The organism is Ectobacillus sp. OTK (assembly GCF_059698935.1).
Genome location: NZ_AP048547.1, coordinates 2,086,318 through 2,106,164, shown reverse-complemented (window position 1 = coordinate 2,106,164; position 19,847 = coordinate 2,086,318). Strand labels below are relative to the sequence as shown.

The following is a 19,847-nucleotide window of genomic DNA, read 5'->3' as shown; positions in this document are numbered from 1 at the left end:
ACAAGAAAAAGACAAATCTTGTATCGATTTGTCTTTTTCTTGTTTTACCGTTTCTCTTCTGCAGCCTTGCCGATTACTCATAGTTCTCCGGAGCTGCAAAGGGACTTGTACAAACATATGTAACAATTTCAAAAGCTTTCATAGTAATTTTAAAGTATTTTTCAGTACAATAGAAATCAAGGACATTGCTTAAAGAGATTACGAGACTGACATAATGGAAATATCAGTCTCTTTATCTGATAAGCGTCCATATTAATCTTATTATTAAAAAAATTCTACCACCATTTAAATCCATCTTGCTCCAACAGCTGGCGAGAAGCTTCTGGTCCCATAGAACCTGCATTATATGGATGAAGCGGAACAAGATTTTCAGCAAATGCTTCCAGAACAGGCTGTACCCATTTCCAAGATAACTCGACTTCATGCCAATGTGCAAAGAAGGTTGCATCGCCGCGTAAAGCATCGAAAATTAACAATTCATACGCTTCAGGAACCTCGTCTAGGTTGGCAGAGAAATCAATCGTAATAGGCTCCAGCTTTCCATCGTTCAATGGGTTTTTGCTGTTTAACTGCAACGAAACGCGCGAATCAGGATTTACTTCAATAACTAAAAGATTCGGAGCGGCTTCATTGTCTTCATGTGCATACAAATCCTTCAACGGATTTTTGAATTCAATGACAATCTTTGTAGACTTCTCACGCATTCTTTTTCCTGTGCGGATATAGAATGGAACTCCCTTCCAGAACTCATCATCAATCCATAAACGCGCAGCTATGAATGTGTCGTTTGTGGAGGAAGCATCTATACCAGGCTCTTCCGTATATCCAACAACCGGTTCCGCCTGAATTTCTCCAAATGTATATTGACCGCGTACGACTTCCGTAATGACATCTTCCTTTTCCAACAAGCGAAGAGCATCCATTACTTTTCTCTTCTCATTGCGAATGTCTGTTGCACTAATCCGCTTTGGCAGCTGCATCGCTGTCATCATGAGCATTTGCAGCATGTGATTTTGGAACATATCGCGAATCGCTCCAGCCTGATCATAGTATCCGGCTCTCGTTTCTACACCGACGGTTTCACTAGCCGTGATTTGAACGTTAGCGATGTACTCATTATTCCACAGCGCTTGAAGTACAGGGTTAGCAAAGCCTAAAGCTTCCAGGTTTTGGACCATTGGCTTTCCAAGGTAATGGTCAATGCGATAAATTTCATCTTCTTCAAACGCACGGCTTAACTTTGTGTTTAGCTCTTGTGCTGATTTCAAATCATGCCCAAACGGCTTCTCAATAATCAGGCGTTTCCAGCCTTTTGTAGACCCTAGACCGCTTGCGTGGATATTCGATGAAATGATATCAAAGAACTCTGGCGCAACGGATAAGTAAAATAGGCGATTCTCTGGAATATTTAACTCCGCTTCACGTCGCTGGATGACTTCAAGCAGCTGTTTGTATCCTTCTGTATCCCCTACATCTAGAGGATGATAGTGGAACGCACGGAGAAACTTCTCCATCTTAGCTGAATCAGCTAACGGGCGTCTAGAAAAGCTTTCTAATGATTGTTCTACAGATGATTGAAATATCTCATTAGACCATTCTCTTCTTCCTAAACCAATCACGGAAAATGAGTCTGGCAGTTTGCCGTCTAAAAATAAATTGTATAGAGCTGGATAAATTTTTCGTTTTGCTAGATCCCCTGTTGCTCCAAATAAAACAAAAGTCATAGAATTCACGCTTCATTCCTCCACTATTTGCCTCGTTTGTCCACATTACATACGACAAACTTCTTCGCTATGATGATAAAATTATTTTAAGTCCTATCATATCATATTACGGCTAATTTTTCTTGTTTTTGACAACTTTGGACTGTTTGCAGATCCTCCTTAAGGAAAACGGACATGCCCTGATTCACCTGCGAAGGGGACAGTTCTCCACCCACCGGGGCACCTTTCGCCCCAGCAGGCAGCAACCTTTCTCCACACCAAGCAGGGCATGGGAATAGCCGGAGTATCTTCATTCTTACATTACTTCAACTGTTTCAATGATTGACTATCCACTTTGCTCTAATGGAAAAGCCTTATTCTGAGACTTGGTCAATTTTGATGCATCGTTATTGTTTCCGTCCTGCAGAGCGATACTCACTTCACTTAGCCTCGTATAACCACATCGGGGACAGATATTCTCGCTGGCGATAGCTAAGCATCTCTCACAAATTTTTCGATGACTCTTTTTCACATGTACATGTACCATCAATCCCCATCCCTTTCTAATGTGTTTTATCCAGGTCAAAATATAGAACCGTCAGGAAATGAACATGCAAGCTAGAAGGCTGGCTAGACAATGTAATTGCCGCTCATGCCTTCCTTCTGGTACAAATCTAATCATACGATGCAGTTCATCCCTCCCTATATGAAAAATCAATCCCATAAATGTTAGTATAATTTGTGTGACTGAATTTTTAAAGTATACAGTTTTTTGTAAGGGCATACATTTTTGATATAACGAATTAAATTCCCAAAACGGCGTGTTTTTTACCAATAATTACCTTTATAAGGACTAAAAACCTATATAAACATTAACATTTAATGGAAATACGTGTTGCGTCTTACATTTGCGGGATACTATAATAGTGTAAATTAACAAAGGTGAGGATGCAGAATGACGAACAATAATCATACATATTGCACAATAGTTCTCTTTGGAGCAACAGGAGATTTAGCAAAACGAAAATTATTCCCTTCTATTTACAATCTTTATAGAAAAGGGCTGCTCTCTCAGCATTTTGCTGTAGTTGGCGTAGCAAGACGCGAGTGGAGTGACGAGGTGTTTCGTGAGAATGTGGCTGCCTCTATTAAAGAATCGAACATAACCGCCGAGCATGATCTAGATGACTTTTTAACCCATTTCCGGTACTTATCGTTTGATGTTACAAACGCCGCTTCCTATCAGGGGTTAAATGAACTGCTGCGCAATGTGGAGGAGGAATTTACAATTCCGGGAAACCGAATGTTCTATATGGCTATGGCGCCTGAATTTTTCGGAACAATTGGTTCATATTTGAAATCAGAAGGAGTTACGAATACAAAGGGCTGGACCCGATTAATTATCGAAAAACCGTTCGGTAAGGATTTGGCATCCGCGCAAAAGCTAAATGATGAAATTCGCCATGCATTTGAAGAAGATGAAATTTATCGAATTGATCATTATTTAGGAAAAGAAATGGTACAGAATATCGGCGTCATTCGTTTCGCTAATGCAATCTTTGAATCATTATGGAATAACAGGCATATTTCCAACATTCAAATTACCTCCAGTGAATCGCTGGGCGTAGAAGACCGCGGCGGCTATTATGATACCTCGGGGGCTTTGCGGGATATGGTGCAGAACCATATGCTGCAAATGGTTGCGCTGCTTGCGATGGAGCCGCCGATTCGTTTATCTACAGAAGAGGTGCGAAGCGAAAAAATTAAAGCATTACGTTCCCTTCGTTCCATAACGGTAGAAGAAGTTGATCAATATTTTGTACGCGGGCAATACGGCCCGGGAACAATCGGAGGAACAGAGGTTCCGGGTTATCGCAGCGAGGAAAAAGTCGACCCGAACTCCAAAACGGAAACATTCGTTGCAGGAAAGCTGTTGATCGACAACCACCGCTGGGCCGGGGTACCTATTTATATTCGGACGGGAAAACGAATGAAGGAGAAATCAACCGAAATCGTTGTTCAGTTTAAGGATCTGCCGATGAATTTATACAATAAATCCGAGGAACAGCTCCATCCAAACCTGCTTATTATTCACATTCAACCGGATGAAGGCATTTCGATTGTTTTAAACGGAAAACGAATCGGTGCTTCTGAAGAGACAACGCCAGTGAAGCTGGATTACTGTAATAACTGCGGGGATGGAATCAATACACCCGAAGCATATGAAAAGCTGTTATATGATGCGATCCAAGGGGATGCGACAAACTTTACGCATTGGGATGAAGTCGCCCTATCCTGGCAATTTGTTGATGTAATTTCTAAAGCATGGCAAACAGCTGCAGTCAGCTTCCCGAACTATGAATCAGGCTCCATGGGGCCGAAAGCCGCTGATGAACTGCTAGCGAAGGATGGCTTTTCTTGGTGGCCTGTTTCCAAAAGCAGTAAGTAAAGAAATCTAACTATAAAAAGCGGGGGTGGACTTTATGGTCAACCCCCGCTTTTTATTTCTAATCCTTTGATTTTAGTGACGATGACTTCCTTTTGATGAATTCGTAATTACCATCTCTTCCCTCGGAACGTAAAAATACTGAATCCACACTCCATCTAAAAATTCATCCCGTGTATCGAGCAAGATATCAATATCCTTATCTGTTTTCACAATTTCATCATGCTTTGTTGGCGTATCTAATTTTATACCATAATGAGCGTGGTCTCCGTGCATTTGTGTGACATATACACGAATCATTTTTCCTTCTGCCTCTTCACTTTCCAGTATTTTTTTCAACATTTTAGCAGCATTTCGGTTAATTTTACATTTCATAGACAATTCCCCTATTCTCATGATTCGCTATTATGTATGGCATCATTGAGTTAGAAACAAAAAGCGTACAAATTGCAACGATTCTTACATCCCCCTACGTTAGTATAATGCAGGGCTAAGAAAAATCAAAATATCACGCAGAAACGCCTTACCCCGCTAATGTATTGCGCTTTTCCGCTTTAAATTTCACTGGAATATCCGATATGAGAAAAACACTTACTAAAATAACCAGCAGTCCTAGGAGCATACTAAGGGAAATCGTTTCATGCAAGAAAAGCACACCCCAAACCATGCCAAACAAAGGGATAAGAAAGGTAACACTCAAGGTTTTTGTTGGCCCTACACTTTTTATAAGATAAAAGTATAGAAGGTAGGCGATCGCTGTACAAAACAGTGCAAGTCCAAGAACAGAAAAAATGACAATGCCTGATATAGCGGCACTAGAAGCTGGTGCGGATAGAAGCGTAAAGGGAAGCAGCAGCACAGATGCACCTATTTGCTGTCCTGCCGCAAGCGATAGCGGTGAAACACCCGTAAAGGCTCTTTTGGCATACACCCCTGCGAAACCGTAGGATACAGTAGACAAGATAGCTAAACAGATAGAAAGGAAAACATCCTTTGTAAAAGTAATAGGACTCCATCCTACTAAAATTACCACTCCAACAACGCCTGTACAAATCCCAAGCCATTTTCGCATCGTTAATGCTTCCTTCATCCATCCCCAAACAACCAGCGCAGTAAACAACGGTGTTAAGGAATTCAAAATCGATCCCATAGAGGCATTCAAATGTAATTGCGCGGAGGCGATTAAAGTAAACGGAATGGCTGCATTTAACGCACCAATGATGAGATATTGCTTCCACCATCGCCCTAAATCAGCCGATCGCTTCGTAAACCATATAAAAAGGAGTAAGGCGATTCCAGCTATGGTTACGCGGCCTTGGATAGTCAAAAACGGACCGATTACAGGGGATGCAATTCGGATAAAGAGAAACGAAGCTCCCCACAGTGCTGCCAGTCCGAGCATAGCTCCGATATCTTTTATTTTCATGCTGCGGCTCCTCTGCGATGTTTTGATCAGTATGCAATGTGTAATTACTATACTAGTCTTTTTATTAGAATCAAAAAACTGTTAAATCTGGAAATCAGGCTCCCCATGAATGTCATTCTTCCTCGCTTATAAGCCCTTATTCGACATATTACAAATCCATTTCATCTAATATCTTCTTCAATTGAAGAAGTTCAGTCTTAGAAAGGGTAACACCTTTCCCCATTTTTCCATAATCCTCCGACCAATCCCGGATATCATACTTCGGTTCTCTCCCGTTCCAGCTTATTAACGTAAGCTCCTTTTTCCAGCCCTTTGATCCTTCTGACAACACACCAAACTTTTCCTGAATTTCAAACTTAATCTCTGCCATTTCTTGCACCTCCGTTTATTTCATTCTCTCATCCATTATAAACGCTGCTTCCAGCTACAACAAATCCATCTAAGCCATCATATAAGCATATTAAGACTATTGTCCTACAAAAAACAGCAGCTCGAAATCCTCGAACTGCTTTCATCCTTCTTACTAAGGAAACACTGTTTCTAAACACCAACAGGTAAAAATATACGTACTGTTGTCCCATGTCCTTCCTTGCTTTCAAACTCCATCCTTCCCCCGTGTTCTTCCATAATTTTAAAGCATACCATGAGCCCTAGGCCTGTTCCCTTCTCCTTATTGGAATAAAACGGTTCTCCCAGCTTTTTGATTCGTTCATTTGAGATCCCATGCCCATCATCTGTAACTTGGATCAAAATTTCATCCTCCTGAAGCCCCGTACGGACATGAATTGTTCCTCCATTCGGCATAGCTTCGATCGCATTTTGAAATACATTAATTAATACCTGTTTGATTTTATTCTCATCACAACGAATCATGGGGATTGGATTTACTAATGATGCTGCGATATTTACCTTATTCATAATTGCCTGTGCTTCAATGATCGGTAAGGTATGGCGAATAATAGAGTTGATATTTTTTTCGATAAAGTGAGTAGCGTGCGGCTTTGCCAGCAGCAAAAATTCAGTTACAATTAATTCAATTCTCTCTAATTCCGACAACATAAGATCCACGAACTGCTCCTGAATGTTTCCTCGGAAAAATTGGATGAACCCTTTAATCGATGTAAGCGGATTCCGAATTTCGTGTGCAATAGATGCCGCAAGCTGACCAATTGCCGAGAGCTTTTCAGACCTGCTTAATAATTCCTCCGTCCTTTTTCGCTCACTAATATCTCTTGCAATAGCCGTCATTCCGATAATGTTTCCCTTTCCGTCCTTTAACGGTGAAAACGTAATACTAACATCAATAAGCGAACCATCCTTTTTCCTTCGAATGGTCTCAAGCCCTACTACCTCCTTGCCGGCTTGAATGCTTTCCCTAACTCTCTGAAGCTCTTCTATTCGATCTTCTGGCAGCATCGGGCAAAACAGCCCCTTTACCTCATCAGGCTCCCATCCAAATACATTTTTCACCGCTGCATTAGCATCTTGCATAACACCGTCAAGCGAGAGAAGAGAAAGCGAGTCAGCGCTATGATGAAAGAACGACTCTAGCAGCTCCTTTGTTTGTCGCAGCTCCTCCTCTTTTCCTTTCTGTTGTGTAATATCCTTGGCAATTCCATATACTCCGACAATCTTGTCTTGTACAATAATAGGGAGATTCGTAATCTTTAAGAATACAGGATGTCCTTCCTTATGGATTGCTACCATTTCATAGTTTTGCGCCTCTCCCTCCAGCGTCTTCTGAATGTGCTCCAACGTCTGTTCTACATAATCTGGCGCTATAAAAGGCACAAGAGATTGCACTTCATCCTCCTGTTCTAGGCCAAGCATTTCTTGCATAGAAGCATTTAAACTTGTAATTCGGCCCGCTACATCCATAGAATAAATTCCGCTAGGATTATGCTCGAACAACGACTTATATTTTTGCTCACTCTCCTCGATACGAAGCGCTTCCTTCTTCTTCTCTGTAATATCTCTCCCAATCACGAGAGTGCCGTCTTTTATTCCGCTAAATCCAAACAGAGGCACCTTCATAAAATCAAACGTAAGCTCTTCCCCGGCTTGATTTGTCAAACTCCATTCCATACGGGCAGCCTCTCCCGTTTCCCGCGCCTGATGAGCCTTGATTTGACAATTCTCCAAAAGTTCCTTTTGCTTTGGAAAGATTTTCGCTAGCTCTTCATTTGACTTTCCTTTGTATGAAATACTGCCCAATGAAGGGAATTTTTGTAATGCAGCTTTATTAACATCCAGCCATCTTCCATCCTGATCCTTAAAAACAACAATATCTGGGAGTGCGTCAATCAGCGCTCGGAAGCGTCTTTCTTGCTCTGTTACAAGCTGTTCCTCACTCCGGCTTCGCTCCACAGCAAGTCCAGCCAAATAAGCGCACATTTCTATCACTTCCAATTCAAAATCGGTAGGGGAAGAGGGTTCTTTATGATACAGTGCAAATGATCCAATAACCTCTCCATCTATAAAAATGGGAATCGACCAGCATGCATGAAGGCCTAACCCCAATGCCCGGGATCTATACTGATGCCATAGCGGGCTAGAAGCAATATTAGAAACTATCACCTTCTCCTTTCGATACATAGCTGTACCGCAGGAGCCTGTGTTAGGCCCAATTTCAGCATTTAGCAAGGACTGGCTAAAGGAGCTCGGCAAATTCGGAGCCATGGAAGTTTCAATTTTCTTTCCACTCTTATCTAATAATAAAATGGAACAATATGTAACCCTGCTAAGCTGTTGTTCTATCTCTGTTGAAAGCACCCGTAAAATATGGCATAATGATTCCCGCTTAACAATCAATTCCAATATCAATTTTTTCATGTACAACAGGGACTGCACTTGCTTTTGCTCTGTTATATCCTGAAGCTGCATCACAATAAAAGCTTCGCCCTGTTCTTTTATAGGAGAAGCATAAAGCCGCACATACCTTACCTTTCCTTTTCCAATCCACTTCGTTTCGATGGAGACAGATGAGGAAATGACTTCTATCCCTTCGTTGAGATAGTGCATACACAGCTTGCGTTCGTCTGGATGTATAGCCTCATAAATCGAGCTGTGACCTGTAACAGCTTCCCTTGCATCAAGCCAATCATCCATAAGAGGACTTTGGTAGACAATCGTTCCTTTTGTATCTAGTACAACAAGGGGAATAGGAATTTTGTTATAATACATCTGAAATGAATCACTCACTGCCCCTGTTCTTTCCATTTTCACGTTCCTCCACAATCCAATTTGATGCATCTTTCCCTTATGACTACTATCATAGAAAACAAAAATAGCAATGGTAAAGACAAATTTTTATTTTTTTAGAATAAAAAGGGAAAACTGGACAGCCATTTTCTAAGCATACTCTAGACTGCTTGTTTTATATTTGTATATCACTTTTGCCCTCTGTAACAAACAGGCAATCTAATTTCAAACATGCTTCCTACGCCTAGCTGACTTTCGATATGAATCGTACCGCCATGCTCTTCAATAATTTTGAAGCTCACCATCAAGCCCAAGCCTGTCCCATCTTTCTTCGTAGTAAAAAAAGGATCTCCAAGAAGCTGCAGGTTTTCTTCAGAAATGCCGGAGCCATTATCAATGAAACGAATATGGACTTCATCTTGTTCCTTCTTGCATTCAATTTTCACCAATCCGCTATGGTCCATTGCTTCCATCGCATTTTTAATAAAATTGATGCATACTTGCTTAAATTGATTTTCACTGCAATAAATGAGCAGCTCTTCCGAGTCAAATTCCGTAATCAATTGTATGTTTGTATATAACGCCTGTGCTTCAAAAAGCGGCAAAATTTGCTTTATTATCGCACGAGCATCTTGAGTGCGGTATTGTGTGAACTGCGGCTTAGAGAGTACAAGAAACTCATTGAGAATTAACTCTATTCTAGCTAACTCAGAATTCATAATATTTACATACGCTTCTTTAAACTCTCCTCCCTTCATTAACTGAAGAAAGCCCTTTAATGCTGTTAACGGGTTCCGAATTTCATGTGCAATTCCTGCTGCAAATTCCCCTACTGAATTTACCTTCTCTGTTCTTCTAAGTGTTTCCTCATTTTTTTTATGTTTCGTAATATCTAATATGTATCCATAAAAATGAGTAATTACTCCATCTTCATCTCTCACAATGGTTGTATAATCATAAATCCAAACAACTTCCCCATTGCTTTTAACAATGCGGTATTCTTGTTCGAACATATCTAGATCACTTGCACTGTAATTCGCAACCTCGCTCGAAACCCGAGCTAAATCGTCCTTAAAAACGATATCCGCATACTTGATACGGCTTAACAAAAATTCCTCCTTTTTATATCCGAAATTCCCCTCTATATTTGATGATACATATTCAACGGGCCAGTCCTGAGCATTTTTCCACTTAAATACTACTACTGGTCCTTGTAAAAAGATTTTATGTTCATCAAGAGACAAAGCACTATCATTTTGCATACACAATTACCCCAATACATTTTTAGTTATCCACTAGATATAGGTACGTTTGTTTATATAGTATACATCATATCATTTCGGAGAAACATTTCGTAGGTAAAAGGAGTTTTTTCTCTCATTCATTGTAACTTCTGGTTTGTTTTATGATGAGACAGCTAGTAATGTTTGAATTCATTTTACCCCGGTCGCTTAAAATAGCTGTAAGAAGGGTGTTAGAAGAAAATTACAGAACATGCACATTTTTAATGTCAGAATATTCATTCCTTTCTGTTATAATGGTTAGGAAAAGGGGATGATAACAAGATGAACAAAAGCACAACAGAAAAGGGTTTTTATGGAGAATTCGGCGGCAGCTTTATTCCTGAAGATTTACAGCAGGTTATGGATATTCTTGAGGAGCAGTTTTACCGTTACAAAGATGATCCTGATTTTATAGAGGAGCTGCGTTACTATTTAACAGAATATGTTGGCCGAGAAAACCCTCTGACATATGCAAAACACCTGAGCGAGAGCATAGGCGGAGCAAAAATTTATTTAAAGCGTGAAGATTTAAATCATACGGGGGCTCATAAAATCAACAATGCAATCGGTCAAATCCTGCTTGCCAAGCGGATGGGAGCAAAGCGGATTATTGCTGAAACAGGCGCAGGACAGCACGGTGTTGCGACGGCCACTGCCTGTGCGATGTTCGGTATGGATTGCACGATTTATATGGGCAAGCTGGACACAGAGCGCCAAGCATTAAATGTATTTCGTATGGAACTCCTCAGTGCAAAGGTTGTTGCGGTAGATAAAGGGCAAGGCCGATTAAAGGATGCTGTGGACGAAGCATTAGGTGACCTGGTACAAAACTATCAACATACCTTTTATTTATTGGGATCAGCGGTTGGCCCGCATCCGTACCCAACAATCGTCAAACATTTTCAAGCCGTAATCAGTGAGGAGTCGAAGCGGCAAATTATAGCAAAGGAAGGAAAATTGCCTAGTGCTGTTGTAGCTTGCGCTGGCGGAGGAAGCAACGCAATTGGTGCCTTTGCCCATTACATAGATGAACCAGGCGTTAGACTCATTGGAGTCGAACCAGCAGAAGCTCCCTCCCTAACTGAAGGAGTACCAGCAGTCATTCACGGCTTTAAATGCTTAACTCTATTGGATGAGGAAGGGAATCCGAAACCAACTTACTCGATCGCAGCAGGCCTGGACTACCCTGGAATCGGTCCAGAGCATAGCTATTTGAAAACAAGCGGCCGAGCTGAATATGTAACCGTATCGGGACAAGAAGCATTAGAAGCGTTTCAAACATTATCAAAGCTAGAAGGGATTATCCCTGCCCTAGAAAGCTCTCACGCGGTAGCTTATGCGATGAAGCTTGCTCCTCAATTACAAAAAGACGATATAATCATCGTCAACCTCTCAGGCAGAGGAGATAAAGATGTGGAACAAGTATTCACGATGCTACATGCCTAGGTAACAAAAGGATGTTTACCAATACGAGAGGTAAGCTGTAAATCTGGTACCTTCTCAGTTGCAAACATGGACGGATATATACTCCGTCCATGCTTTTATACACCTATTTTATTTTAGAAAAAGTCTAAGACCCTCGATCGACTGCTGCTGTTTTTCATGAAAGCTGCTTCGTTTTTCGATTTGCTTGCTGTTCATGCCTGTATTCACTGCCCGGCCTGTTTGATCGCCGCCAACAGCATGCTGCTGCTTCGTGTTTGTGCTTTCAACCGCGGCATTCGTACCAGCTGCGCTATATACACCGCCGCCGCTCGCTACTTGGGTAGCTGCTGCATCAGCATCCCCGCTGCAGTGAATCTGGTTATTGATAACAAACACAATTTCATCATTATCATGATAGCCTGCATGCTTGTTCTGAGGCTGAAACTGCTTGCCCTCCATGCCTTCGTTTCTCGCTCTTCCTTGTCCGCCTACGCTTTGCTGCTGCTCCGTATTTGATGAATCGATTGCAGCGTTATTTCCAGCCGTGCTGCTGCGCCCCGCTCCGCTTGCAAGTTGCGTCGTATTCGGTGCATTTGTAAACTGATTGTTAATTACAACAGCAATCTTCATTTTTCCATTTACATCGTATTCTGTAACAGTTCGCTTTCCTTGTGTTTCATTACTAATATACACTTTCTTCTCCGCCATTTTTATATTCCCGCCTCCTTTCAGCTATGCTATATTCTATTAAAATGCAATAGATTTGATTGCACGCTTGTCCACAGAAATAAAAAATAGAAGGAATTGCTTCTATTTTTTCATAGAAACAATTCCTTTTATTTTTGTTCTTTCACTTGTCAGCCAAGTTAAATTGTACAAAGGCTCTTTCTGACCTTCGTTCTGTCTCTCTATACTTCTTTTGCGTTCATCGTTTCGCGCAGCCGTTCCATACCAGGATCAGCCTGGGGTGTCGCATGAAACGGATTTGCCGGCTGCTTTGGCAAAGTTGGGTCAGCATCAATTCTAACCCCCATTTGGCGCCCTGAATCTGGAAACGAATCATTAATCGGACCTTCAAAACGTCCGTCTGGATTCGATGCTTGGCCATGTGCATTTGTCATGTACAATCCCCCTTCTTCTCTACGTTCTGCTATTTTTATTCCTTTTATACAGTTTTTATGTAGGATTTATTTTCTATGATGATAAAACAGCTATAAATCATTTTTATCCCTGCTGCATGCATGAGAAGAATAGCTTTCGTTCAACCTAAAATTGTACTTTTAACGAGAATTTCCCCTTCTCGAGCGCGTAACAGAAGCAGCCTAGCAGTAGAATAGGGAGGTTCATTTATCCGAAAGTTGATACAAACCGCAATATAGGAGCATAACTGATGACAGAAGAACACAACCATTTCAACGAGGAGTATGCACAGGAGATTTCACCGGGCAGCCGCCAAGATGTTCGAAAGGAAGAAGGAAGCAAGATTCCCCCCCTCTTTATAGGCTTAGCTGTGTTCGTCTTCGCCCTGCTTCTTCTCCTTTCTTATTTACGCTAAAGAATGATTACTTCACAAGGAGGATGCACGTACATGATGAAGGATAAACATTTACAAACAAATGCACCAAAGGAAGAAACAGTCGGGGTTACATCTGCATTGGACACAAAGCATCCTGGCAAAACAGAGCAGCTGTATCCGGGTGATTCTGTTAATGAGCATAAGCGTCTAGAAATTGCCAACATGTTTCTGGCTAAAAAAGAGTTAGGGCAACAAAACGAAAATTCATGATTCGCGGGCATAGTAGAGACATCGCTAACTATTTGTCATGTATCGATACATTGCAATAGCCTAGGATGTCTCCATATTATTTGATTTTATTATCTATAAGCTACTGAAGTCTCTTTCATCATCTAATACCATCCTTCGCTTCAATATCCTTGTTTTTCCAAATTATATTTTGTGATAGAATGCCCTTATACAGTTAAAAAAACAGCTGTAAAAATGAAATGAGTATGGAGAGAAACAATGACGAACTACAGCATTTTATTCTTAGACATTGATGGAACGATTCTTACGCCAGATGATACGATCGAGGAGTCTACAAAACAAGCGGTGGCCCAACTGCAGCAAAAGGGACTGGAGGTATTTCTCGCAACAGGAAGACCGCTGCATGAAATCGCAGACATTGGAGAAGAGCTCAATATCAACTCCTTCATTGGCTATAATGGGGCTTTTGCAATCTATAATGGAGAATCTATCTTTTGCAAACCAATGAACGAAGATATAGTAAAACACTTTTTAGCCATTGCCAAAGCACATGGTCATGAAGCGGTTCTGTATACAAGTGAGAAGAATGCTTTTACTTCCTTAGATGCTCCTATTACGAAGGAGTTTATGAGAAAGTTTCATTTACATAAAAATGACCGCATTACACCTGACATCCTTGATCAGGTTTTAGGCATCACTCTGATAAACATAGGTGAAAATGAACATACCCTATATGAAGAGGATGCTTCAATTCATTTATCACAGGTAAATATCGAAGGCTTTCGCCACAGCTATGACGTGATAAGAGAAACTGTAAATAAAGGATTGGCTGTTCAAATGATTCTAGAGCGTCTCGGCATTCCTAAAGAAAGCGCAATTGCTTTTGGTGACGGTATGAATGATAAAGAAATGCTGCGTTCCGTAGGAGAAGGTTTTGCGATGGGAAATGCGCATCCTGATTTATTTGCGTATGCGAAGCATACGACGACGAGCGTAACCGATTCAGGAATTTATAATGGATTGAAATCGCTGGGACTATTAAAATAAATACCATTTCGTTTTCTTATGTAAATACCGTCCACATTGCTCCCGCTGCTAATGGCTGCTGCATTCCTGCCCTGACCTGTTCACAGCTTTGCAATTGGACGATAAATTGAGCTAGTTGGATTTGAACCAACGAATGGCAGATTTAGTCCGCCCGCCTTACCGCTTGGCTATAGCCCCATGATTAAAATAGTACTATAGTACCGGGCAGGAAGAATGTCAGCATTCCTTCTGTCCCTTTCTATAGAGTGCTATCATATCGACCTTCGTAAGCCGTGTTCTGTTCATCTTGTGCTGCAAGCGGACAATATCCTCGCACGAAGATGGAGAATCATCTATCTCGCAGCACGATTGCTGCGGTGTCTGTCGGTTCCAATTCCCTTCAGACACTTCCCCTACCATCGTTTGGGTTTCTCGCTCGTGGGGTTTACCTCGTTCCACCTCCGACGTTTCCATCAGAGCTTCGTCACTGTGGCACTTTCAAGGTAGTCAAACCATATCCTAATCGGACTTAGGTTTTTTCCCTGCCGTCAGTCAAATATTTGACTGCCCTGGCTTACGGTTTCGCCAGGCACGAACACTACAAGCATCTCAGCTTGTGCGAGCACGGACTTTCCTCACAGGCCATCTAAAAGCCTGCGCGATTCTCTCGAGTACGATATGATGTTCTATATTATTTCATAAAGGCATCATTGTTGCGAATGCATTGCCTTATCTTTCGTTTGTATCACCTCTGTGGTACATCCTTATGATAATCCATAAAACAAAATAAATAAATGTATATTTATTTCCATATTTTCTAGTGCTTGTATCCTATCGACAATCATAATCATAAAGAGCAACTGTTTTTGAATCCTGCAGCATAGGTCCCTATATCGGCAGCCCGCTCGGATTTTTTCCTTTCAATATAACCTTTGCTGCACGTTGCCCTGATACGACAGCTCCCTCCATCGTAGAAAAGTATGGCTGCATCGTATAATCCCCTGCAAGCACAAGCCCTGGTACAGGTGTATTTTGCTCTGGGCGCATCCAATTATGTCCCGGTTCAAGCGAGTGAAAATCATAATCGTGATTAATCTTACGATAGTCTATAACCGCGTCAGAAATATCCATCCCTAAATCCTTTGCGTCCTTGATTACAATCTCGAGTGTCTCCTCCGGCGTGAGCGGAAGAAACTTTTCTGGGTCGGCGAGAATGATGGACAGACGGCCGGGCACATGACGAAAGGTTGTACGTGATTGCTCCGCAAAGCTTGCCATTGATGTTTTCGGCCCAAAGGTTGTAATATCCTTCGGTAAGGATGGACGGCTTAAATCAATTTGAAATACAGCAGCTGGCATCATCGGCAGCTGCTGCATAGGCTGAAACCATGGATGTTCTCCAAAAGAAGGCTTCAGAAGCTGCTTCGCGGAGTTTAACGTTGTCGCGAGAACAATATGTCTCCCTGTAAACTCATCACCATTCTCCATTTTCACACCCGTCACTCTTCCGTTTTCCACAAGCAATTGCTGCACTTTTGCTTTTGTTTTCACAACGCCGCCCCGTTTTTCAATCGCTTCTGCCATCGGCTGACACATAACATCTGTCATGCCGCCAAGATAAGCACCTATTCGCATTTTATAAAATTTCGGAATCCCGGGCGCAAACAGCCCAAAAAACACATAGGCAGAATACCGCTCTGGAGGTAAAAAATAAATACCTGTACTAAGCGGTACGACCATGTAATGAAATGCATCCTCGCTCACACCATATTTTCTAGCGTAATCCCTAACACTGTATGTATCCAACTCCTTCGGTTTTAGGAGATAATCCTTAAAACCATTTACAAAAAACGGAAGCAATGATAGCTTATCACGCATAGAAATGATTTCATTGTTTCCTAATAAGCCTTTTATTGTCTTCACTGGTCCAAACATTGGTGCAAGTCCAAGCGTCACTAGCTTTTCCCGATGCTTGACGCGAATTTCAACCTTATCTTCCCAAGTAAAAATGTCATTTAGACGAATTCCTGCTTTTCGCAGCACTTTCGGCATTGCAGAGTAATAACCGATGTAACGATGAAATCCTGATTCGACTTTCATGCCATTTTCCAGATAAGACGACGTACGTCCTCCTACCACATGCTCTGCCTCTAGGAGAAGTACCTTTCTCTTCGCGTACGTAAGTTCTAAGCCGCATGTCAGACCAGCTAATCCCGCCCCGACAACAATGATATCAAATTGCTCTCTCATTATATCACCTCTTTTGTATATTCCTCCTTTTTCACCAAAACTAATCTGGATATACATAAGCGGCAATATTTTTTCTGATCATCCATACATAACAAAAACCCCTGTTTTGCATGATACAAAACAGGGGTTTTAGAGCCTAGCGACGTCCTACTCTCACAGGGGGAAACCCCCAACTACCATCGGCGCTGAAGAGCTTAACTTCCGTGTTCGGTATGGGAACGGGTGTGACCTCTTCGCCATCATCACTAGACCTATTTTTTTTGAAGGATATTCCCTCAAAACTAGATAACATGCTGTGCTGTGTAATTATGATTAAGCCCTCGATCGATTAGTATCTGTCAGCTGCACGTGTCGCCACGCTTACACCTCAGACCTATCAACCTGATCATCTTTCAGGGATCTTACTAGCTTGACGCTATGGGAAATCTCATCTTGAGGGGGGCTTCATGCTTAGATGCTTTCAGCACTTATCCCGTCCGCACATAGCTACCCAGCGATGCCCTTGGCAGAACAACTGGTACACCAGCGGTGCGTCCATCCCGGTCCTCTCGTACTAAGGACAGCTCCTCTCAAATTTCCTGCGCCCGCGACGGATAGGGACCGAACTGTCTCACGACGTTCTGAACCCAGCTCGCGTACCGCTTTAATGGGCGAACAGCCCAACCCTTGGGACCGACTACAGCCCCAGGATGCGATGAGCCGACATCGAGGTGCCAAACCTCCCCGTCGATGTGGACTCTTGGGGGAGATAAGCCTGTTATCCCCGGGGTAGCTTTTATCCGTTGAGCGATGGCCCTTCCATGCGGAACCACCGGATCACTAAGCCCGACTTTCGTCCCTGCTCGACTTGTAGGTCTCGCAGTCAAGCTCCCTTATGCCTTTACACTCTTCGAATGATTTCCAACCATTCTGAGGGAACCTTTGGGCGCCTCCGTTACACTTTAGGAGGCGACCGCCCCAGTCAAACTGCCCACCTGACACTGTCTCCCGCCCCGATAAGGGGCGCGGGTTAGAACTTCAATACAGCCAGAGCGGTATCCCACAGGCGCCTCCACCGAAGCTGGCGCTCCGGCTTCCCAGGCTCCCGCCTATTCTGTACAAGCTGTACCAAAATTCAATATCAGGCTACAGTAAAGCTCCACGGGGTCTTTCCGTCCTGTCGCGGGTAACCTGCATCTTCACAGGTACTATAATTTCACCGAGTCTCTGGTTGAGACAGTGCCCAAGTCGTTACACCTTTCGTGCGGGTCGGAACTTACCCGACAAGGAATTTCGCTACCTTAGGACCGTTATAGTTACGGCCGCCGTTTACTGGGGCTTCGATTCAAAGCTTCGCCTGGAGCTAACCTCTCCTCTTAACCTTCCAGCACCGGGCAGGTGTCAGCCCCTATACTTCGCCTTGCGGCTTCGCAGAGACCTGTGTTTTTGCTAAACAGTCGCTTGGGCCTATTCACTGCGGCTCTCCTTACGAAGAGCACCCCTTCTCCCGAAGTTACGGGGTCATTTTGCCGAGTTCCTTAACCAGAGTTCTCTCGCTCACCTTAGGATTCTCTCCTCGCCTACCTGTGTCGGTTTGCGGTACGGGCACCATTTACCATCGCTAGAAGCTTTTCTTGGCAGCGTAGAATCAGGGAGTTCGCCCATAAAGGGCTTCCCCATCACAGCTCAGCCTTTACGGTAAGCGGATTTGCCTGCTTACCAGCCTAACTGCTTAGACATGCACAACCAGCGGCATGCATCCCCTATCTTTCTGCGTCCCTCCATCGCTCAAACGGTAAAGAGGTGGTACAGGAATATCAACCTGTTGTCCATCGCCTACGCCTTTCGGCCTCGGCTTAGGTCCCGACTAACCCTGAGCGGACGAGCCTTCCTCAGGAAACCTTAGGCATTCGGTGGATAGGATTCTCACCTATCTTTCGCTACTCATACCGGCATTCTCACTTCTAAGCGCTCCACCAGTCCTTCCGATCTGGCTTCACCGCCCTTAGAACGCTCCCCTACCACTGATACCAAAAGGTATCAATCCGCAGCTTCGGTAGTATGTTTAGCCCCGGTACATTTTCGGCGCAGAGTCACTCGACTAGTGAGCTATTACGCACTCTTTAAATGGTGGCTGCTTCTAAGCCAACATCCTAGTTGTCTAAGCAACTCCACATCCTTTTCCACTTAACATACATTTTGGGACCTTAGCTGGCGGTCTGGGCTGTTTCCCTTTTGACTACGGATCTTATCACTCGCAGTCTGACTCCCAAGGATAAGTCATTGGCATTCGGAGTTTGACTGAATTCGGTAACCCGATGGGGGCCCCTAGTCCAATCAGTGCTCTACCTCCAAGACTCTCACACTTGAGGCTAGCCCTAAAGCTATTTCGGGGAGAACCAGCTATCTCCGGGTTCGATTGGAATTTCTCCGCTACCCACACCTCATCCCCGCACTTTTCAACGTGCGTGGGTTCGGGCCTCCAGTAGGTGTTACCCTACCTTCACCCTGGACATGGGTAGATCACCCGGTTTCGGGTCTACGACCACGTACTACGGCGCCCTATTCAGACTCGCTTTCGCTGCGGCTCCGCTTTTTCAGCTTAACCTTGCACGGGATCGTAACTCGCCGGTTCATTCTACAAAAGGCACGCCATCACCCATGAACGGGCTCTGACTACTTGTAGGCACACGGTTTCAGGATCTCTTTCACTCCCCTTCCGGGGTGCTTTTCACCTTTCCCTCACGGTACTGGTTCACTATCGGTCACTAGGGAGTATTTAGCCTTGGGAGATGGTCCTCCCGGATTCCGACGGAATTTCACGTGTTCCGCCGTACTCAGGATCCGCTCAAGAGGGAACGAAGTTTCGACTACAGGGTTGTTACCTTCTATGACAGGCCTTTCCAGACCGTTTCATCTACCCCGTTCCTTTGTAACTCCATATAGAGCGTCCTACAACCCCAAGAGGCAAGCCTCTTGGTTTGGGCTATCTTCCGTTTCGCTCGCCGCTACTTAGGAAATCGCGTTTGCTTTCTCTTCCTCCGGGTACTTAGATGTTTCAGTTCCCCGGGTATGCCATCAACACCCTATGGATTCAGGTGAAGATACCATCCCATTACAGATGGTGGGTTTCCCCATTCGGAAATCTCCGGATCAAAGCTTACTTACAGCTCCCCGAAGCATATCGGTGTTAGTCCCGTCCTTCATCGGCTCCTAGTGCCAAGGCATCCACCGTGCGCCCTTTCTAACTTAATCATTAAAAAGTTTACACTTTGTTTTTACTATAGCACAGTATTTGTTATCTAGTTTTCAAAGAACATCATTTGAAGGATAGTTCCTTCAA

At 43.2% G+C, this 19,847-nt stretch carries 14 protein-coding genes, 1 tRNA gene, 2 rRNA genes and 2 other RNA genes; 5 read left to right on the top strand and 14 right to left on the bottom strand.

The genetic code is table 11. From position 1 onward, the window contains the following. Positions 1 to 275: 275 nt before the first annotated feature. Positions 276 to 1,733: a glucose-6-phosphate dehydrogenase gene (zwf, locus tag AC6HZ4_RS10195; RefSeq protein ID WP_497494864.1), complete on the bottom strand. Its 1,458-nt coding sequence runs from the start codon at positions 1,731 to 1,733 to the stop codon at positions 276 to 278. A gap of 925 nt (positions 1,734 to 2,658) precedes the next feature. Here zwf (AC6HZ4_RS10195) and zwf (AC6HZ4_RS10190) point away from each other — a divergent pair. After that, complete coding sequence (gene zwf / locus AC6HZ4_RS10190; RefSeq protein WP_497494863.1) at positions 2,659 to 4,152, top strand: glucose-6-phosphate dehydrogenase; 1,494 nt, start codon at positions 2,659 to 2,661, stop codon at positions 4,150 to 4,152. 72 nt (positions 4,153 to 4,224) lie between these two features. On the opposite strand, the gene AC6HZ4_RS10185 is transcribed toward zwf (AC6HZ4_RS10190), so the two are convergent. The 5 genes from AC6HZ4_RS10185 to AC6HZ4_RS10165 form a co-directional block, all read right to left on the bottom strand. Next, complete coding sequence (locus AC6HZ4_RS10185) at positions 4,225 to 4,524, bottom strand: iron-sulfur cluster assembly accessory protein (RefSeq protein WP_497494862.1); 300 nt, start codon at positions 4,522 to 4,524, stop codon at positions 4,225 to 4,227. A gap of 148 nt (positions 4,525 to 4,672) precedes the next feature. Continuing rightward, a complete protein-coding gene (locus AC6HZ4_RS10180; protein WP_497494861.1) occupies positions 4,673 to 5,575 on the bottom strand; it encodes a DMT family transporter in 903 nt (300 codons plus the stop codon). Between the two features lie 148 nt (positions 5,576 to 5,723). Next, positions 5,724 to 5,945 carry a YdbC family protein gene (locus tag AC6HZ4_RS10175; protein WP_497494860.1) on the bottom strand — a complete coding sequence of 74 codons (222 nt, stop codon included), beginning with the start codon at positions 5,943 to 5,945 and terminating at the stop codon, positions 5,724 to 5,726. A 170-nt stretch (positions 5,946 to 6,115) separates the two neighbouring features. Beyond that, positions 6,116 to 8,794 (bottom strand): PAS domain S-box protein, encoded by a 2,679-nt coding sequence (locus AC6HZ4_RS10170; RefSeq protein ID WP_497494859.1) that lies wholly within the window; start codon positions 8,792 to 8,794, stop codon positions 6,116 to 6,118. Positions 8,795 to 8,964: 170 nt separating this feature from the next. Then, positions 8,965 to 10,038, bottom strand: a complete 1,074-nt coding sequence (locus tag AC6HZ4_RS10165; protein ID WP_497494858.1) for an ATP-binding protein — start codon at positions 10,036 to 10,038, stop codon at positions 8,965 to 8,967. 303 nt (positions 10,039 to 10,341) lie between these two features. Here AC6HZ4_RS10165 and trpB point away from each other — a divergent pair, with 303 nt between their 5' ends. Next, on the top strand, positions 10,342 to 11,505 hold the full coding sequence (gene trpB, locus AC6HZ4_RS10160; protein ID WP_497494857.1) for a tryptophan synthase subunit beta: 1,164 nt from the start codon (positions 10,342 to 10,344) through the stop codon (positions 11,503 to 11,505). A 108-nt stretch (positions 11,506 to 11,613) separates the two neighbouring features. Here trpB and AC6HZ4_RS10155 read toward each other — a convergent pair whose 3' ends face one another. Together AC6HZ4_RS10155 and AC6HZ4_RS10150 are read right to left on the bottom strand one after the other, a co-directional pair. Further along, on the bottom strand, positions 11,614 to 12,192 hold the full coding sequence (locus AC6HZ4_RS10155) for a hypothetical protein (protein ID WP_497494856.1): 579 nt from the start codon (positions 12,190 to 12,192) through the stop codon (positions 11,614 to 11,616). Positions 12,193 to 12,392: 200 nt separating this feature from the next. Next, positions 12,393 to 12,605, bottom strand: a complete 213-nt coding sequence (locus tag AC6HZ4_RS10150) for a hypothetical protein (RefSeq protein ID WP_497494855.1) — start codon at positions 12,603 to 12,605, stop codon at positions 12,393 to 12,395. 269 nt (positions 12,606 to 12,874) lie between these two features. Between AC6HZ4_RS10150 and AC6HZ4_RS10145 the strand changes: the two genes are divergently transcribed. From AC6HZ4_RS10145 to AC6HZ4_RS10135, 3 genes are all read left to right on the top strand, one after another. Beyond that, positions 12,875 to 13,039: a hypothetical protein gene (locus AC6HZ4_RS10145; RefSeq protein WP_497494854.1), complete on the top strand. Its 165-nt coding sequence runs from the start codon at positions 12,875 to 12,877 to the stop codon at positions 13,037 to 13,039. A gap of 33 nt (positions 13,040 to 13,072) precedes the next feature. Further along, complete coding sequence (locus tag AC6HZ4_RS10140; RefSeq protein WP_497494853.1) at positions 13,073 to 13,270, top strand: hypothetical protein; 198 nt, start codon at positions 13,073 to 13,075, stop codon at positions 13,268 to 13,270. A 237-nt stretch (positions 13,271 to 13,507) separates the two neighbouring features. Further along, a complete protein-coding gene (locus AC6HZ4_RS10135; protein WP_497494852.1) occupies positions 13,508 to 14,296 on the top strand; it encodes an HAD family hydrolase in 789 nt (262 codons plus the stop codon). A 20-nt stretch (positions 14,297 to 14,316) separates the two neighbouring features. Here the strand turns inward: AC6HZ4_RS10135 and ffs are convergent. The 6 genes from ffs to AC6HZ4_RS10105 form a co-directional block, all read right to left on the bottom strand. Continuing rightward, positions 14,317 to 14,402, bottom strand: an RNA gene (ffs, locus tag AC6HZ4_RS10130) — signal recognition particle sRNA small type. Further along, positions 14,403 to 14,474: transfer RNA gene (locus tag AC6HZ4_RS10125), tRNA-Leu, on the bottom strand. Between the two features lie 85 nt (positions 14,475 to 14,559). Beyond that, an RNA gene (gene rnpB, locus AC6HZ4_RS10120) (RNase P RNA component class B) lies at positions 14,560 to 14,949 on the bottom strand. A 214-nt stretch (positions 14,950 to 15,163) separates the two neighbouring features. Further along, entirely contained in the window at positions 15,164 to 16,525 is a 1,362-nt protein-coding gene (locus AC6HZ4_RS10115; RefSeq protein ID WP_497494851.1) for a hydroxysqualene dehydroxylase, read from the bottom strand. Positions 16,526 to 16,659: 134 nt separating this feature from the next. Continuing rightward, a 5S ribosomal RNA gene (gene rrf / locus AC6HZ4_RS10110) occupies positions 16,660 to 16,775 on the bottom strand. Positions 16,776 to 16,833: 58 nt separating this feature from the next. Then, positions 16,834 to 19,759 (bottom strand): 23S ribosomal RNA (locus AC6HZ4_RS10105). Positions 19,760 to 19,847 lie beyond the last annotated feature (88 nt).

Excerpts from the sequence above, each read along its gene's own strand:
- AC6HZ4_RS10145 (WP_497494854.1), top strand. The coding sequence starts at position 12,875 with ATGACAGAAGAACACAACCATTTCAACGAGGAGTATGCACAGGAGATT.
- AC6HZ4_RS10150 (WP_497494855.1), bottom strand. The coding sequence starts at position 12,605 with ATGACAAATGCACATGGCCAAGCATCGAATCCAGACGGACGTTTTGAA.
- AC6HZ4_RS10180 (WP_497494861.1), bottom strand. The coding sequence starts at position 5,575 with ATGAAAATAAAAGATATCGGAGCTATGCTCGGACTGGCAGCACTGTGG.
- zwf (WP_497494863.1), top strand. The coding sequence starts at position 2,659 with ATGACGAACAATAATCATACATATTGCACAATAGTTCTCTTTGGAGCA.
- AC6HZ4_RS10185 (WP_497494862.1), bottom strand. The coding sequence starts at position 4,524 with ATGAAATGTAAAATTAACCGAAATGCTGCTAAAATGTTGAAAAAAATA.
- AC6HZ4_RS10115 (WP_497494851.1), bottom strand. The coding sequence starts at position 16,525 with ATGAGAGAGCAATTTGATATCATTGTTGTCGGGGCGGGATTAGCTGGT.
- AC6HZ4_RS10135 (WP_497494852.1), top strand. The coding sequence starts at position 13,508 with ATGACGAACTACAGCATTTTATTCTTAGACATTGATGGAACGATTCTT.
- AC6HZ4_RS10155 (WP_497494856.1), bottom strand. The coding sequence starts at position 12,192 with ATGGCGGAGAAGAAAGTGTATATTAGTAATGAAACACAAGGAAAGCGA.
- AC6HZ4_RS10165 (WP_497494858.1), bottom strand. The coding sequence starts at position 10,038 with ATGCAAAATGATAGTGCTTTGTCTCTTGATGAACATAAAATCTTTTTA.
- trpB (WP_497494857.1), top strand. The coding sequence starts at position 10,342 with ATGAACAAAAGCACAACAGAAAAGGGTTTTTATGGAGAATTCGGCGGC.
- AC6HZ4_RS10140 (WP_497494853.1), top strand. The coding sequence starts at position 13,073 with ATGATGAAGGATAAACATTTACAAACAAATGCACCAAAGGAAGAAACA.
- AC6HZ4_RS10175 (WP_497494860.1), bottom strand. The coding sequence starts at position 5,945 with ATGGCAGAGATTAAGTTTGAAATTCAGGAAAAGTTTGGTGTGTTGTCA.
- AC6HZ4_RS10170 (WP_497494859.1), bottom strand. The coding sequence starts at position 8,794 with ATGGAAAGAACAGGGGCAGTGAGTGATTCATTTCAGATGTATTATAAC.